The following is a 15,085-nucleotide window of genomic DNA, read 5'->3' on the forward strand; positions in this document are numbered from 1 at the left end:
AAAAAGCCCGCAGTGTGAGCGGGCGAAACCAACGAAGAGCTTTGGGGGTGTGAAGCGAGGTGACGACTCAGCTACCGCGATAGGTGGAGTAGCTGTAAGGCGAAATCAGTAGAGGCACATGGTAGTGGTCTTGTTCGGCGCTGATGCCGAAACGCAGTACCACCACGTCGAGAAAAGCCGGTTCAGGCAGTTGCACGCCGCGGGCACGGTAGTAGTCGCCGGCGCTGAACTGCAATTGGTAAACACCGCTGCGGTAGTCTTCACCTTGCAGCAGCGGCGCGTCGCAACGGCCGTCGCTGTTGGTCAAGGTGCTGGCAACCAGTTCCAGCTGCGCGCCTTCGACGCGGTACAGCTCCACCTTGATCGCACTGCCGGGGCAGCCGTGTGCAGCGTCCAACACGTGTGTGGTCAAACGTCCCATAGCGTTTGCGCGCCTCCCTAAGTCATGAAAGAGAAAACCTGCACCTTTTCAGCGCACTGAAAAAGCCGGCGATGACTGATTAAGACACTTTTGAAAAAAATTGTACACAATAAAAATCACAAATTTATGTTGACCCCTGCCCGCAGGGGTCGATTGCCTGATTCCCGAGCAACCCTTGCTTTTAAACGACCTTTTATCCATTAGCTGACCAGTCAGGCAGGTTTCTTGCAACGCAATGCCGAGAAGGCTTGATGGAAAAAATGCAGAAATCCAGGCTTACAAAGTACGCATTAAGTTGTATACAATCAGTCATCGCTGTGACGCCACCCAGTCATTTCACTGCCCGGCCGCCACACCCATCGCCAACACGAACAAGAAGGAAGACTGCAGTGAGCGCTGACTACCCACGCGACCTGATCGGTTACGGCAGTAACCCTCCTCACCCCCACTGGCCGGGCAAGGCACGTATCGCCCTGTCATTCGTACTCAACTACGAAGAAGGCGGCGAGCGCAATATCCTGCACGGCGACAAAGAGTCCGAAGCCTTCCTGTCGGAAATGGTCTCGGCCCAGCCGCTGCAAGGCGCGCGCAATATGAGCATGGAGTCGCTGTACGAATACGGCAGCCGTGCCGGTGTGTGGCGCATCCTCAAGCTGTTTAAAGCATTCGATATTCCGCTGACCATCTTCGCCGTGGCCATGGCCGCCCAGCGCCACCCGGATGTGATCCGCGCGATGGTCGAGGCCGGCCACGAAATCTGCAGCCACGGCTACCGCTGGATCGACTACCAGTACATGGATGAGGCCCAGGAGCGCGAGCATATGCTCGAAGCCATCCGCATCCTCACCGAGCTGACCGGCGAGCGCCCACTGGGCTGGTACACCGGGCGCACCGGCCCGAACACTCGCCGGCTGGTGATGGAGGAAGGCGGCTTCCTGTATGACTGCGACACCTACGACGACGACCTGCCCTACTGGGAACCCAACAATCCCACCGGCAAGCCGCACCTGGTGATCCCCTACACCCTGGACACCAATGACATGCGCTTCACCCAAGTGCAGGGTTTCAACAAGGGCGACGACTTTTTCGAATACCTCAAGGACGCCTTCGACGTGCTGTATGCCGAAGGCGCCGAGGCACCGAAGATGCTTTCGATCGGCCTGCATTGCCGCCTGATCGGCCGCCCTGCCCGGCTCGCGGCCTTGCAGCGCTTTATCGAGTACGCCAAAGGTCACGAACAGGTGTGGTTCACTCGCCGCGTCGACATCGCCCGCCACTGGCATGCAACCCACCCCTACACGGGAGCGGCGAAATGACTGCGTTCCAGCGCCTGAAACCCTCGACCTTGAGCCGCGACGAATTCGTCGCTGCCTTCGCCGATATCTACGAACATTCGCCATGGGTGGCCGAAAAGGCCTTCGACCTGGGCCAGGATGCATCGATCGACCAGATCGAAACCCTGCACCAGCGCATGAGCGACATCCTGTTGAGCGCCGATCATGCCAGCCAGCTGGCCCTGATCAACGCTCACCCGGACCTGGCCGGCAAAGCTGCCGTCCAGGGCCAACTTACCGAAGCCAGCACCAATGAACAGGCTGGCGCCGGTATTCACCAATGCACGGCCGAAGAGTTTTCTCGCTTCACCGAGCTGAACGATGCCTACAAGGCCAAGTTCAAGTTTCCCTTCATCATGGCGGTAAAAGGCAGCAACCGGCATCAGATCCTCGCCGCGTTTGAAACGCGCATTCACAACTCGGTGGAAGTCGAGTTCAAATGTGCCCTGGACGAGATCAACAAAATCGCGTTGTTCCGATTACTGACTCTTTAAGCAGACCTGGCCCGAGCGCTCATGACGCCCAGGGCCTGGCGAGCATCCCAAGCCACTCTATTTAAGGCAGACAAGAAGAATGAAAGCTTACGCCGTACCTTTCGAGAAGTTCGTCAACCTGGCCGACGCCCGCCTGGGCACCAAGATCATCTCTGTGACAGATGACTGGTTCGCCGACGCCAACCGCCTGTTCCAGCCGACCCCGGCCGTATGGAAGGAGGGCGTTTTCGATGACAACGGCAAGTGGATGGACGGCTGGGAGTCGCGCCGCAAGCGCTTCGAAGGCTACGACAGCGCGGTGATCCGCCTGGGCGTACCGGGTTCGATCAAGGGCGTGGACATCGACACTTCATTCTTCACCGGCAACTTCCCGCCGTCGGCCTCCCTGGAAGCCTGCTTCCTCGCAAGCGGCGAGCCGGATGACAACACCCAGTGGGTGGAAGTGCTGTCGGCCGTCGAGCTGCAAGGCAACAGCCACCACTACCACGCGATCAACAACGACCAGGCGTTCAGCCACCTGCGTTTCAACATCTACCCGGATGGCGGCGTGGCGCGCCTGCGTGTGTACGGCGTGCCGTTCCGCGACTGGTCCGCGGTGGGCGATAACGAACAAGTCGACCTGGCTGCGGCCTTGAACGGCGGTCGCGCCCTGGCCTGCTCCGATGAACACTTCGGCCGCATGAGCAACATCCTCAACCCGGGCCGTGGCATCAACATGGGCGACGGCTGGGAAACCGCGCGTCGTCGTACACCGGGCAATGACTGGGTGATCGTCGCGCTGGGCCACCCAGGCGAGATCGAGAAAATCATCGTCGACACCCTGCACTTCAAGGGCAACTACCCGGACACTTGCTCGATCCAGGGCGCGTTCGTGAAGGGCGGTACCGACAGCCAGATCGAAACCCAATCGCTGTTCTGGCGCGAACTGCTGCCGGCGCAGAAGCTGGAAATGCACGCTGAACACAGCTTCGCCGAGCAGATCAAGGCACTCGGGCCGATTACCCATATCCGCCTGAACGTGTTCCCGGACGGTGGTGTGAGCCGCCTGCGGGTGCTCGGCAAAGTCTCGAAGTAAGCGCTGAACCCCTGTGGCGAGCGGGCTTGCCCGCGTTGGGCCGCGAAGCGGCCCCAAAAGATGGGCCTGCTACGCAGCCCAACGGGAGCAAGCTCCCTCGCCACAAAAAGCAAAACTAACAACACAGAATTCGGAAAAGAAGACAGCCATGCGCACACTGATGATCGAACCCCTGACCAAAGAAGCCTTCGCCCCTTTCGGAGACGTTATCGAAACCGATGGCAGCGATCACTTCATGATCAACAACGGGTCGACCATGCGCTTCCACAAGCTGGCAACGGTAGAAACCGCACAGCCTGAGGACCACGCCATCATCAGCATTTTCCGCGCCGACGCGCAGGACATGCCGCTGACCGTGTGCATGCTGGAGAGACACCCGCTGGGCAGCCAGGCCTTCATACCGCTGCTCGGCAACCCCTTTCTGATCGTGGTCGCGCCACTTGGCGATGCACCTGTATCGGGCTTGGTCCGCGCCTTCGTTACCAACGGCAGGCAGGGCATTAATTACCATCGCGGCGTCTGGCACCACCCGGTGCTGACGATCGAAAAGCGGGATGACTTCCTGGTGGTTGATCGCAGTGGCACAGGCAATAACTGCGATGAGCATTTCTTCAAAGAGGATGAGCGGTTGATCCTCGCCCCCCACCAATAAGAGAAGGCTTGATCACCCGACAACAAGGGTGACAGGCGAGAGGTAAAGACTGTGGAAGCACATCTGTTGGAATGGCTGAACCTTAGCGTGCGCTGGGTTCACATGATCACTGGCGTCGCGTGGATCGGCGCTTCCTTCTATTTTGTCTGGCTGGAAAACAACCTCAATCGCGTCAACCCCAAGGACGGCCTGGCCGGCGACTTGTGGGCGATCCACGGTGGCGGTATCTACCACCTGGAAAAATACAAACTGGCCCCACCGACCATGCCGGACAACCTGCACTGGTTCAAATGGGAAGCCTATTTCACCTGGATGTCGGGCGTCGCGCTGCTGTGCGTGGTGTTCTACCTCAACCCGACGCTGTACCTGCTCGCCCCCGGCAGCACCCTCAGCGGTACCGAAGGCGTCTTGCTGGGCATCGGCTCACTGTTCGCCGGCTGGTTCATCTACTCCTTCCTCTGCGACTCGGCCCTGGGCAAGCGCCCTGCCCTGCTCGGCTTCATCCTGTTTGTGCTATTGATTGCGGCGGCCTACGGTTTCAGCAAGGTGTTCAGCGGCCGTGGCGCCTACCTGCACGTGGGTGCGGTGATCGGCACCATCATGGTCGGCAACGTGTTCCGTATCATCATGCCGGCCCAGCGTGCGCTGGTGGCGGCCATCGCGGAAAACCGCACGCCCGACCCGGCACTGCCGGCCAAGGGTCTGCTGCGTTCACGCCACAACAACTACTTCACCTTGCCGGTGCTGTTCATCATGATCAGCAACCACTTCCCGAGCACCTATGGCAGCCAATACAACTGGCTGATCCTGGCCGGTATCGCGGTGGCGGCGGTGTTGGTGCGGCACTACTTCAACACCCGTCACAACAGCCAAAAGTATGCGTGGACCCTGCCGGTTGGCGCGCTGGCGATGATTTGCCTGGCGTACGTGACCGGCCCGAAACCCGTGGCAACGTCACCGGAAGTGGCCAAGGCACCGGCCGCCATCGAGTACCAGCCGTTGCCGGAAACTGCACTGGGGGGTGGTTTGAAACCTGCCGCGCCAGCCGCCCCGGCAGCACCCGCCGCTGCCGCTGCACCGGCCCAGGCCACGATTGATTTCGACAAGGTGCACGGGGTCATCCAGGAACGCTGCGCCGTGTGCCACTCGGCCAAGCCAACCAGCCCACTGTTCAGCACCGCGCCGGCGGGAGTGATGTTCGATACCCCGGCGCAGATCCAGCAGCAGGCGGCGCGCATTCAGGCGCAGGCCGTGGCGAGCCAGATCATGCCGCTGGGCAACATCACGCAGATGACCCAGCAGGAACGGGATTTGATCGGCACCTGGATCAACCAGGGGGCGCGTACCAACTGACAGCCAGACGCAGATCCAAATGTGGGAGCGGGCTTGCTCGCGAATGCGGTGGTTCAGTCACCTGAAGTGTTGAATGACACACCGCATTCGCGAGCAAGCCCGCTCCCACAGGGGATCTGCAGTGTTTGAAAGATCCCGCTCCATCCGGCAATTGAATGCCGAACAACACAACAATAAAAAAGATTCGAGGTGTTGCATGACCGAGTTAGTCGAACCGCAGATTCCTGCCGCCCCTGCCATGGAGCGGCTGCCCCTCTTGCAACTGATTCTGGTAGGCCTGCAACACGTCTTGCTGATGTACGGCGGCGCCGTCGCCGTGCCTCTGATCATTGGCCAGGCTGCCGGCCTGAGCCGTGAAGAAATCGCCTTTCTGATCAACGCCGACCTGCTGGTGGCCGGTATCGCCACCATGGTGCAGTCGTTCGGCATCGGCCCGGTGGGCATTCGCATGCCGGTGATGATGGGCGCCAGTTTTGCCGCCGTCGGCAGCATGGTCGCCATGGCCGGAATGCCCGGTATCGGCCTGCAAGGCATCTTCGGTGCGACCATCGCCGCCGGGTTCTTCGGCATGCTGATTGCGCCGTTCATGTCCAAGGTAGTGCGCTTCTTCCCGCCGTTGGTGACCGGCACCGTGATCACCGCTATCGGCCTTTCGCTGTTTCCGGTGGCCGTGAACTGGGCCGGTGGCGGCAGCGCGGCGGCCACCTTCGGCTCGCCGATCTACCTGGCGATTGCCGCCCTGGTACTGGCGACCATCCTGCTGATCAACCGTTTCATGCGCGGCTTCTGGGTGAACATCTCGGTGCTGATCGGCATGGGCCTGGGTTACGCCTTGTGCGGCGTGCTTGGCATGGTCGACCTCGGCGGCCTGGCCCAGGCGCCGTGGGTGCAAGTGGTGACGCCGCTGCATTTTGGCATGCCCAAGTTCGAGCTGGCGCCGATCCTGTCGATGTGCCTGGTGGTGGTGATCATCTTTGTCGAGTCCACCGGCATGTTCCTCGCCCTGGGCAAGATCACCGGCCAGGAAGTCTCGCCGAAGATGCTGCGCCGAGGCCTGCTGTGCGATGCCGGCGCGTCGTTCTTCGCCGGGTTCTTCAACACCTTTACCCACTCCTCGTTCGCGCAGAATATCGGCCTGGTGCAGATGACCGGCGTGCGTTGCCGCTCGGTGACGATCATGGCCGGCGCCTTCCTGATCGTACTTAGCCTGCTGCCCAAGGCCGCGTACCTGGTGGCGTCGATTCCCCCGGCGGTGCTCGGCGGCGCAGCGATTGCCATGTTCGGCATGGTCGCGGCCACGGGCATCAAGATCCTCCAGGAAGCTGACATTGCCGACCGTCGTAACCAACTGCTGGTGGCCGTCAGCATCGGCATGGGCCTGATCCCGGTGGTGCGCCCGGAGTTCTTCGCGCAACTGCCGCTGTGGATGAGCCCGATTACCCACAGCGGGATTGCCATGGCCACCCTTAGCGCGTTGTCGCTGAACATATTGTTCAACATCCTCGGCGGCGCTGAACGCCCCGCCGTCGCCCATACCCATTGATTCCTGCCTGCGCTTGAAACAACAAAAACAATAACAACAGACAGGGAACACTCACATGCACGCCATTCACCCGGGGCCGGCCATACGCCGTGCCCCATTCTCGCCCCACGCGCTCTGTAACAGCGCACTTGAGCCAAGGCTTTGGAGCCAGTATTCTCCGCGCCCGCTCGAATCGACTCAAAAAAAAACAGCGAATGTAAAAGCTGACTGCAAGGCCAACTTATCCCGGCCTGCGGTCTGCGGCCAAAGTGCGCAAAAGTCCTCTGAATTCGACTGCATCCCATGCAGCCGACGGGGATTTTTTGGCTTTTTAAACACCTTGGCGCAGCTCTTGCTAAAAGCATTAAAGCTGACCGAACAGACGATTTTTGCAGCGAACCAAAAGGCGCCACACCAGAGCGCCTGCGTAGAAGAAAAACCATAAAACTTTAACTCGGGAGCAACCGAATGAAACCTATGTTCAAAGGCCTGATGCTGGCGGGATCCCTGCTGGCCGGTGGCCAAGCCGTGGCCGGTGACCTGTTGCAGTGGCAGAACAACAGCCTGACGTACTTGTGGGGCAAGAGCTTCACCGTTAACCCGCAGATCCAGCAAACCGTCACGTTCGAACATGCCGACGCCTGGAAATACGGCGACAACTTTGTGTTCGTCGACCGCATCTTTTACAACGGTAAGGAAGACGGCAACGTCGGCCCGAGTACTTACTACGGCGAGATCAGCCCGCGTTTGTCGTTCGGCAAGATTTTCGACAAGGACCTGTCATTCGGCCCGATCAAAGACGTATTACTGGCCTTCACCTATGAGTTCGGCGAAGGCGATAACGAGTCCTACCTGTTGGGCCCAGCCTTTGACTTGAACATCCCGGGTTTCGATTACTTCCAGCTGAACTTCTACCAGCGCCAGACCGAAGGCAATCGCCCGGGTGACGGCGTGTGGCAGATCACCCCAGTGTGGTCGTACACCATTCCTGTGGGCAGCTCCGACGTGCTGATCGACGGCTTCATGGACTGGGTGACGGACAACGACAAGAACGTCCGTGGCACCTACCACGCCAACCTGCACTTCAACCCGCAGGTCAAATACGACCTGGGCAAGGCGCTGCATTGGGGCGACAAGCAGCTGTATGTGGGCTTTGAGTACGACTACTGGAAGAACAAGTACGGGATCGAAGATTCCGGCGCGTTCAAGACGACTCAGGACACGGCGAGCTTCCTGGTCAAGTACCACTTCTAATTGATCAGCACATAGTCAATGTGGGAGCGGGCTTGCTCGCGAATGCGGTGTATCAGTCAATGCTTGTGCTGGCTGATACAGCGCATTCGCGAGCAAGCCCGCTCCCACATTTAGATTGGAGAGAGGCCGAGAAAACGCGTGATCTCTTCACGCTTGGCCAGCGCATCGCGCCGCCCCAACTCAATCAACTCGCTGCAATACCCCGCCTCGAACAGCAAGTAACTCAACACCCCCGCCCCGCTCGTCTTGGTCGCCCCCGGCCCGCGTAAAAACAAGCGCATCGCCGCCGGCAATTCCTGGCGATGCCGCGCCGCGATTTCATCGATCGGCTGGCTGGGCGCAATCACCAGCACTTCCACCGGCGCCAGGCCTCGGGCCGCGCTGTCGGCCGGCTGCAAATGGCTGAACTGGTTGAGGCGCTCCAGCAGTTCGATATCACTTTCGAGGCTGTCAATGAAGGTGCTGTTGAGCATATGCCCACCGATTTGCGCCAGCGTCGGTTCCTGGCCGGTGTAGGTGCGTTGCATCGACGGTTCGTTACCCCGCGGGTTGCCACTGACGCCGACTACCAGCACGCGCGTGGCGCCCAGGTGCAAGGCCGGGCTGATCGGGGCTGACTGGCGCACGGCGCCGTCGCCAAAGTATTCCTGGTCGAGTTTCACCGGAGCGAACAATAAAGGGATCGCAGAGCTGGCCAGCAAGTGTTCAACCGTGAGCTGGGTGGGCACGCCGATACGCCGATGGCGCAACCAGGCGTCGATGGTGCCGCCGCCCTGGTAGAAGGTCACCGCCTGGCCAGACTCATAACCGAAGGCGGTGACCGCCACGGCATGCAGATGCTTTTGCCGGATGGCCTCGTCGATGCCCTGCAAATTCAGTTTGTCCTGCAGCAAATCCCGCAGCGGCGAGCTGTTGAGCAACGCCACCGGAAACTGTCGGCCCAGGCCCAGCAGGCTATGGATAAAGAAGCGGCCTGCCTGGCGCACGACACCTGGCCAGTCGCTGCGCAGCACCAAGTGGCTGCGAAAGCCTTGCCAGAACGCGGTCAGGCGCTGGATCGCAGCAGTGAAATCCATCGCGCCACTGGCCAGGCTCACCGCATTGATCGCGCCGGCCGAAGTGCCGACGATCACTGGAAAGGGATTCGGTGCCCCCGGCGGCAACAACTCGGCAATCGCCGCCAACACCCCCACCTGATACGCCGCTCGCGCCCCGCCGCCGGAAAGAATCAAGCCTGTAACCGGTTCAGCTGGGCGCATCGCGTCACTCCATATGGGAATTGGGACTACTGATCAACGGCGTTTTTCGTACAACTTGGGCTCGCCCGGTGGCCGGCTCTTGAAGCGGCGATGGGTCCACAAGTATTGCTCGGGGCACTCGCGCACCGAGGCCTCGACCCATTGGTTGATACGCAGGCAGTCGACTTCATCGCTTTCGCCAGGGAAGTCGGTCAACGCCGGGTGGATCACCAGGCGGTAACCGCTGCCGTCCGCCAGGCGCTGCTGGGTGAACGGCACCACCAGCGCCTTGCCCAGCTTGGCAAACTTGCTGGTGGCGGGCACCGTAGCGGCCTGAATGCCGAACAGCGGCACGAAGATACTTTGCTTGGCGCCGTAGTCCTGGTCCGGTGCGTACCAGATCGCACGCCCAGCGCGCAGCAGCTTGAGCATGCCGCGCACGTCCTCGCGCTCCACCGCCAGGGAATCGAGGTTGTGGCGCTCGCGGCCACGGCGCTGGATATAGTCGAACAGCGGGTTGCCGTGCTCGCGGTACATGCCATCGATTGTGTGTTTCTGCCCCAGCAGCGCGGCGCCGATTTCCAGCGTGGTGAAGTGCAGGGCCATCAGGATCACGCCCTTGCCATCCAGTTGCGCCTGCTTGAGGTGCTCGAGGCCTTCGACATGGGCCAGGCGCGCCAGACGCTGGCGCGACCACCACCAGCTCATGGCCATCTCAAAGAAGGCGATGCCGGTGGAGGCGAAATTTTCCTTGAGCAGCTGCTTGCGCTCTTTGGCGGTTTTTTCCGGGAAGCACAGTTCCAGGTTGCGCGCGGCAATGCGCCGACGCTCACCGGCCACGCGGTACATGCCGGCGCCCAGCAGGCGACCAATGGTCAGCAGCGCGCGGTACGGCAGTTGGGTGACCAGCCACAGGAGGCCGAGCCCCAGCCATAACAGCCAGAAACGCGGGTGAAAAAATACAGCTCGAAAACGCGGGCGATCCATTACAGATTCCGGTAAAGACAGGGCCGCGCATTCTACAACGGTTCGACTCGGCTTGCGGCCAGTGAGTGTTCTCGTTATAAGTCTCGACACTTTTCGTGACAAGCCGCTTTTGCCGACCATGAGCCAAACCGAACCGCTAGACCAAGATCCCGTGTTCCAGCTGAAAGGCAGCATGCTCGCCATCACCGTGCTGGAACTGGCCCGCAACGACCTCGACGCCCTGGACCGCCAGCTCGCCGCCAAGGTCGCCCTGGCGCCGAACTTCTTCAACAATGCCCCGCTGGTGCTGGCCCTGGACAAACTGCCAGCCGGCCAAGGGGCCGTTGACCTGCCCGGGCTGATGCGCGTATGCCGCTCCCACGGCCTGCGCACCCTGGCGATTCGCGCCAGCCGGATCGAAGACATTGCCGCTGCCATCGCTATTGAACTGCCAGTACTGCCGCCGTCCGGTGCGCGCGAGCGTCCGCTGGAACCTTTGGTCGGCGAAGTGACTAAAAAACCGGAAAAACCACCCGAGCCGACGATTAAGCCTACAAAGATAATCACCACGCCCGTACGCGGCGGGCAGCAGATTTACGCCCAGGGCAGCGACCTGGTGGTGATCGCCTCGGTCAGTCCCGGCGCGGAACTTCTCGCCGATGGCAACATCCATGTATACGGCCCAATGCGCGGACGTGCCCTCGCCGGCATCAAGGGTGATACCAAGGCTCGAATTTTTTGCCAGCAGTTGACCGCTGAACTAGTGTCCATCGCAGGCCAGTACAAGGTTGCAGAAGATTTGCGCCGTGATCCGCTGTGGGGGGCCGGGGTGCAGGTCAGCCTGTCGGGCGATGTGTTGAACATCATCCGTCTTTAACGGATACTGCCGCATTTTCCAAGCATCTCTAGACTCTGATAGCACAGCGAAACCGGCAAGACTTGCGTAGGAATAATTGGAAGTTGGCGTTTCCCAACGCAAACCACATCTTTTCCTACAAGGGCTGTCCGCCTGCAGCGAGTTTCAAGAGATGTTTTTCAGGGACCGAAAAGTCCTTTTTCCTTAGGGGTGAAACACCTTGGCCAAGATTCTCGTGGTTACATCCGGCAAGGGTGGTGTGGGTAAGACCACCACCAGCGCCGCTATCGGTACCGGCCTCGCACTGCGCGGCCACAAAACAGTCATCGTCGACTTCGACGTCGGTTTGCGTAACCTCGACCTGATCATGGGCTGCGAACGCCGCGTGGTGTACGACTTCGTCAACGTGGTAAACGGCGAAGCCAACCTGCAACAGGCCCTGATCAAGGACAAGCGCCTTGAGAACCTGTACGTACTGGCCGCCAGCCAGACCCGTGACAAGGATGCGCTGACCAAAGAAGGCGTAGGCAAAGTCCTCGCTGAGCTGAAAGAAACTTTCGAATATGTGGTCTGCGATTCCCCGGCCGGTATCGAGACCGGTGCTCACCTGGCGATGTACTTCGCCGATGAAGCCATCGTGGTGACCAACCCGGAAGTGTCCTCGGTACGTGACTCGGACCGCATGCTCGGCCTGTTGGCCAGCAAGTCCAAGCGCGCCGAAGAAGGCCAGGACCCGATCAAGGAACACCTGCTGCTCACCCGCTACAACCCTGAGCGCGTCAGCAACGGCGAAATGCTCGGCGTTGAAGACGTGAAGGAAATCCTCGCCGTGACCCTGCTGGGTGTAATCCCGGAATCCCAGGCCGTGCTGAAGGCTTCCAACCAGGGCGTGCCGGTTATTCTTGACGACCAGAGCGACGCCGGCCAGGCGTACAGCGATGCAGTTGATCGCTTGCTGGGCAAGACCGTGGAACATCGCTTCCTCGATGTTAAGAAGAAGGGATTCTTCGAGCGTATCTTTGGAGGCAACTAAACAATGAAATTTCTCGACTTCTTTCGCGCCAACAAAAAGCCAAGTACCGCGTCGGTAGCGAAAGAGCGTCTACAGATCATCGTGGCGCACGAACGCGGCCAACGCAGTACCCCGGACTACCTGCCAGCCTTGCAGAAGGAACTGGTCGAGGTGATCCGCAAGTACGTCAATATCGGCAACGATGACGTGCATGTCGCCCTGGAAAACGACGGCAGCTGCTCGATTCTGGAACTCAATATCACCCTGCCTGATCGTTGATCGAAAAGGCGGCTGCCACGGCGGCTCGATCACCTTGACCCCTTTGCGGGGCCTGGGTGGTCGAGCCGCCGTTGGCGTTTGTTACGAGGCTGTTTAATGCCGCTGTCCAATATCCACATCCTGCACCAGGACGACGCTGTCCTGGTGGTGAACAAACCGACCCTGCTGCTTTCGGTGCCTGGCCGCGCTGACGACAACAAGGACTGCCTGATCACCCGCCTGCAGGAAAACGGCTACCCCGAAGCCCGTATCGTCCATCGCCTGGACTGGGAAACCTCAGGGATCATCCTGCTGGCCCGTGACGCCGACACCCACCGCGAGCTGTCGCGCCAGTTTCACGACCGCGAAACCGAAAAGGCCTACACCGCCCTGGCCTGGGGCCAACCTGAACTGGACAGTGGCAGCATCGACCTGCCCCTGCGCTACGACCCGCCGACCAAGCCGCGCCACGTGGTGGACCACGAATTCGGCAAGCACGCGCTGACTTTCTGGAAAGTGCTGGAACGTTGTGGCGATTGGTGCCGCGTCGAACTCACGCCAATCACCGGGCGCTCGCACCAGTTGCGCGTGCACATGCTGTCTATCGGCCACCCGCTGCTGGGTGATGGCTTGTATGCCCATGAACAAGCCCTGGCCGCCTGGCCGCGTCTGTGCCTGCATGCGAGCATGTTGAGTTTTACCCATCCGCAGAGCGGCGAGCGTTTGCGGTTTGAGTGCCCTGCACCCTTTTAAGCTGCAAACACAGTCAAATGTGGGAGGGGCGGTGCGACGATTCGACTTGCCCCCGATAGCGGAGTGTCAGTCACAGTATTTGTTGACTGACACACCGCCATCGGGGGCAAGCCCCCTCCCACATTTAGATCTGCATCACTTCTCGCCACCGAGTCAAACCAATACGGTAAACTCCGCGCATTGCTGTCTGGAGCTATTTATGCGCGAAGCGTTGAATCAAGGCCTGATCGACTTCCTCAAGGCCTCCCCTACTCCTTTTCATGCCACCGCGGCCCTGGCCCAGCGCCTGGAAGCGGCCGGCTACCAGCGTCTCGACGAACGCGAGACCTGGGCCACCGAGGCCAACGGTCGCTACTACGTGACCCGCAACGACTCCTCGATCATCGCCTTCAAGCTTGGCCGCCACTCGCCGCTGCAAGGCGGCATCCGCCTGGTCGGCGCCCATACCGACAGCCCGTGCCTGCGCGTCAAGCCGCAGCCGGAACTGCAGCGCCAGGGTTTCTGGCAGCTGGGTGTGGAAGTCTACGGCGGCGCACTGCTGGCGCCGTGGTTCGACCGCGACCTGTCCCTCGCCGGCCGCGTGACCTTCCGCCGCGACGGCAAGGTCGAGAGCCAACTGATCGACTTCAAGCTGCCCATTGCCATCATCCCCAACCTGGCCATCCACCTGAACCGTGAAGCCAACCAGGGGTGGGCGATCAATGCCCAGACCGAGCTGCCGCCGATCCTCGCGCAATTTGCCGGTGACGAGCGCGTGGACTTCCGCGCCGTGCTCACCGAGCAGCTTGCGCGCGAACACGGGTTGAACGCCGACGTGGTGCTCGACTATGAGCTGAGCTTCTACGACACACAAAGTGCTGCGGTGATCGGCCTCAACGGCGACTTCATCGCCGGCGCACGCCTGGACAACCTGCTGTCCTGCTACGCCGGCCTGCAAGCCCTGCTCACCAGCGACAGCGACGAAACCTGCGTGCTGGTATGCAACGACCACGAAGAAGTCGGTTCCTGCTCGGCCTGCGGTGCCGATGGCCCGATGCTGGAACAGACCCTACGTCGCCTGTTGCCGGAAGGTGATGAATTCGTACGCACCATTCAGAAATCACTGTTGGTGTCTGCGGATAATGCGCACGGCGTGCACCCGAACTACGCCGAGAAGCACGACGCCAACCACGGCCCCAAGCTCAACGCCGGCCCGGTGATCAAGGTCAACAGCAACCAGCGCTACGCCACCAACAGCGAAACCGCCGGGTTCTTCCGCCACCTGTGCATGGCCCAGGAAGTGCCGGTGCAGAGCTTTGTGGTGCGCAGCGACATGGGCTGCGGTTCGACCATCGGCCCGATCACCGCCAGCCACCTGGGAGTGCGTACCGTAGATATTGGTTTGCCGACGTTTGCCATGCACTCGATTCGGGAATTGTGCGGCAGCCATGACCTGGCGCACCTGGTGAAGGTATTGGGGGCGTTCTACGCCAGCCACGATCTGCCCTGATTTTGCATGGTAAATCGGTCAAAAATGTGGGAGCGGGCTTGCTCGCGAATGCGGTGTATCAGGCACGAATATGCTGACTGATCCACTGCATTCGCGAGCAAGCCCGCTCCCACATTTAGCTCTATGTAAAGCTGATCTGCATCACCTGCATTTTCTGCAATCCGGCCTAGACTTGTCAGTATTCCCACTCTGACAAGGCTGTCGCCCGATGATCTCCATGTCCTCCTTCCACGCCATGCTGATCCCTATCCTGATCGGCATGATCATGCTCGCGGTCGGTTTCAACTTTCGCGACAAGCCCCTTGGCGTGTTCGGCATGTGGCTTGGCATGCTGCTGATCCTGGGCACCGTGGTGTACAAGATCCTCGCCAAACTGGCCGAATGACGATTGCACTCGTACACTCGCTC

17 protein-coding genes are annotated in these 15,085 nt (G+C 60.5%); 14 read left to right on the forward strand and 3 right to left on the reverse strand.

Annotation, left to right across the window (positions count from 1 at the left end):
• Positions 1 to 67: 67 nt before the first annotated feature.
• Complete coding sequence (gene uraH / locus CXQ82_RS21975; protein WP_101272273.1) at positions 68 to 421, reverse strand: hydroxyisourate hydrolase; 354 nt, start codon at positions 419 to 421, stop codon at positions 68 to 70.
• Positions 422 to 810: 389 nt separating this feature from the next.
• Here uraH and puuE point away from each other — a divergent pair, with 389 nt between their 5' ends.
• The 8 genes from puuE to CXQ82_RS22010 all read left to right on the forward strand — a co-directional run bounded on the left by puuE (position 811) and on the right by CXQ82_RS22010 (position 8,105).
• Complete coding sequence (gene puuE / locus CXQ82_RS21980; RefSeq protein WP_101272274.1) at positions 811 to 1,737, forward strand: allantoinase PuuE; 927 nt, start codon at positions 811 to 813, stop codon at positions 1,735 to 1,737.
• On the forward strand, positions 1,734 to 2,249 hold the full coding sequence (gene uraD, locus CXQ82_RS21985) for a 2-oxo-4-hydroxy-4-carboxy-5-ureidoimidazoline decarboxylase (RefSeq protein ID WP_101272275.1): 516 nt from the start codon (positions 1,734 to 1,736) through the stop codon (positions 2,247 to 2,249). The genes puuE and uraD overlap by 4 nt, the downstream gene beginning before the upstream one ends.
• Before the next feature lie 79 nt (positions 2,250 to 2,328).
• Complete coding sequence (gene alc, locus CXQ82_RS21990) at positions 2,329 to 3,324, forward strand: allantoicase (RefSeq protein WP_101272276.1); 996 nt, start codon at positions 2,329 to 2,331, stop codon at positions 3,322 to 3,324.
• 148 nt (positions 3,325 to 3,472) lie between these two features.
• Positions 3,473 to 3,976, forward strand: coding sequence for an ureidoglycolate lyase (locus tag CXQ82_RS21995; protein ID WP_005789953.1), 504 nt, complete (start codon positions 3,473 to 3,475; stop codon positions 3,974 to 3,976).
• A 51-nt stretch (positions 3,977 to 4,027) separates the two neighbouring features.
• Positions 4,028 to 5,329 carry a urate hydroxylase PuuD gene (locus tag CXQ82_RS22000; RefSeq protein ID WP_101272277.1) on the forward strand — a complete coding sequence of 434 codons (1,302 nt, stop codon included), beginning with the start codon at positions 4,028 to 4,030 and terminating at the stop codon, positions 5,327 to 5,329.
• Positions 5,330 to 5,525: 196 nt separating this feature from the next.
• Entirely contained in the window at positions 5,526 to 6,872 is a 1,347-nt protein-coding gene (locus CXQ82_RS22005) for a nucleobase:cation symporter-2 family protein (RefSeq protein ID WP_101272278.1), read from the forward strand.
• A 55-nt stretch (positions 6,873 to 6,927) separates the two neighbouring features.
• Entirely contained in the window at positions 6,928 to 7,296 is a 369-nt protein-coding gene (locus CXQ82_RS31335) for a hypothetical protein (protein WP_157832189.1), read from the forward strand.
• Positions 7,297 to 7,319: 23 nt separating this feature from the next.
• A complete protein-coding gene (locus CXQ82_RS22010; RefSeq protein WP_101272279.1) occupies positions 7,320 to 8,105 on the forward strand; it encodes an outer membrane protein OmpK in 786 nt (261 codons plus the stop codon).
• A 110-nt stretch (positions 8,106 to 8,215) separates the two neighbouring features.
• Here the strand turns inward: CXQ82_RS22010 and CXQ82_RS22015 are convergent, their stop codons facing one another.
• Both CXQ82_RS22015 and CXQ82_RS22020 read right to left on the reverse strand, forming a co-directional pair.
• Positions 8,216 to 9,364 (reverse strand): patatin-like phospholipase family protein, encoded by a 1,149-nt coding sequence (locus CXQ82_RS22015; protein ID WP_101272280.1) that lies wholly within the window; start codon positions 9,362 to 9,364, stop codon positions 8,216 to 8,218.
• A 33-nt stretch (positions 9,365 to 9,397) separates the two neighbouring features.
• Positions 9,398 to 10,330 (reverse strand): lipid A biosynthesis lauroyl acyltransferase, encoded by a 933-nt coding sequence (locus tag CXQ82_RS22020; protein ID WP_101272281.1) that lies wholly within the window; start codon positions 10,328 to 10,330, stop codon positions 9,398 to 9,400.
• A gap of 118 nt (positions 10,331 to 10,448) precedes the next feature.
• Here CXQ82_RS22020 and minC point away from each other — a divergent pair, with 118 nt between their 5' ends.
• The 6 genes from minC to CXQ82_RS31500 all read left to right on the forward strand — a co-directional run bounded on the left by minC (position 10,449) and on the right by CXQ82_RS31500 (position 15,062).
• Positions 10,449 to 11,186, forward strand: coding sequence for a septum site-determining protein MinC (gene minC, locus CXQ82_RS22025; RefSeq protein ID WP_101272282.1), 738 nt, complete (start codon positions 10,449 to 10,451; stop codon positions 11,184 to 11,186).
• Between the two features lie 199 nt (positions 11,187 to 11,385).
• Positions 11,386 to 12,198, forward strand: a complete 813-nt coding sequence (minD, locus tag CXQ82_RS22030) for a septum site-determining protein MinD (protein WP_003175251.1) — start codon at positions 11,386 to 11,388, stop codon at positions 12,196 to 12,198.
• A 3-nt stretch (positions 12,199 to 12,201) separates the two neighbouring features.
• Positions 12,202 to 12,456: a cell division topological specificity factor MinE gene (minE, locus tag CXQ82_RS22035; RefSeq protein ID WP_003175252.1), complete on the forward strand. Its 255-nt coding sequence runs from the start codon at positions 12,202 to 12,204 to the stop codon at positions 12,454 to 12,456.
• 96 nt (positions 12,457 to 12,552) lie between these two features.
• Complete coding sequence (locus CXQ82_RS22040) at positions 12,553 to 13,188, forward strand: RluA family pseudouridine synthase (RefSeq protein WP_005789965.1); 636 nt, start codon at positions 12,553 to 12,555, stop codon at positions 13,186 to 13,188.
• A 199-nt stretch (positions 13,189 to 13,387) separates the two neighbouring features.
• Positions 13,388 to 14,677, forward strand: coding sequence for a M18 family aminopeptidase (locus tag CXQ82_RS22045; protein ID WP_060755982.1), 1,290 nt, complete (start codon positions 13,388 to 13,390; stop codon positions 14,675 to 14,677).
• 208 nt (positions 14,678 to 14,885) lie between these two features.
• Positions 14,886 to 15,062: a hypothetical protein gene (locus tag CXQ82_RS31500; protein WP_163034621.1), complete on the forward strand. Its 177-nt coding sequence runs from the start codon at positions 14,886 to 14,888 to the stop codon at positions 15,060 to 15,062.
• Positions 15,063 to 15,085 lie beyond the last annotated feature (23 nt).

The organism is Pseudomonas sp. S09G 359 (assembly GCF_002843605.1).
GTDB lineage: Bacteria > Pseudomonadota > Gammaproteobacteria > Pseudomonadales > Pseudomonadaceae > Aquipseudomonas.

Excerpts from the sequence above, each read along its gene's own strand:
- minC (WP_101272282.1), top strand. The coding sequence starts at position 10,449 with ATGAGCCAAACCGAACCGCTAGACCAAGATCCCGTGTTCCAGCTGAAA.
- CXQ82_RS22005 (WP_101272278.1), top strand. The coding sequence starts at position 5,526 with ATGACCGAGTTAGTCGAACCGCAGATTCCTGCCGCCCCTGCCATGGAG.
- CXQ82_RS22010 (WP_101272279.1), top strand. The coding sequence starts at position 7,320 with ATGAAACCTATGTTCAAAGGCCTGATGCTGGCGGGATCCCTGCTGGCC.
- uraD (WP_101272275.1), top strand. The coding sequence starts at position 1,734 with ATGACTGCGTTCCAGCGCCTGAAACCCTCGACCTTGAGCCGCGACGAA.
- minE (WP_003175252.1), top strand. The coding sequence starts at position 12,202 with ATGAAATTTCTCGACTTCTTTCGCGCCAACAAAAAGCCAAGTACCGCG.
- alc (WP_101272276.1), top strand. The coding sequence starts at position 2,329 with ATGAAAGCTTACGCCGTACCTTTCGAGAAGTTCGTCAACCTGGCCGAC.
- CXQ82_RS31335 (WP_157832189.1), top strand. The coding sequence starts at position 6,928 with ATGCACGCCATTCACCCGGGGCCGGCCATACGCCGTGCCCCATTCTCG.
- uraH (WP_101272273.1), bottom strand. The coding sequence starts at position 421 with ATGGGACGTTTGACCACACACGTGTTGGACGCTGCACACGGCTGCCCC.
- CXQ82_RS22020 (WP_101272281.1), bottom strand. The coding sequence starts at position 10,330 with ATGGATCGCCCGCGTTTTCGAGCTGTATTTTTTCACCCGCGTTTCTGG.
- CXQ82_RS22040 (WP_005789965.1), top strand. The coding sequence starts at position 12,553 with ATGCCGCTGTCCAATATCCACATCCTGCACCAGGACGACGCTGTCCTG.
- CXQ82_RS22045 (WP_060755982.1), top strand. The coding sequence starts at position 13,388 with ATGCGCGAAGCGTTGAATCAAGGCCTGATCGACTTCCTCAAGGCCTCC.
- CXQ82_RS31500 (WP_163034621.1), top strand. The coding sequence starts at position 14,886 with ATGATCTCCATGTCCTCCTTCCACGCCATGCTGATCCCTATCCTGATC.
- CXQ82_RS22015 (WP_101272280.1), bottom strand. The coding sequence starts at position 9,364 with ATGCGCCCAGCTGAACCGGTTACAGGCTTGATTCTTTCCGGCGGCGGG.
- CXQ82_RS21995 (WP_005789953.1), top strand. The coding sequence starts at position 3,473 with ATGCGCACACTGATGATCGAACCCCTGACCAAAGAAGCCTTCGCCCCT.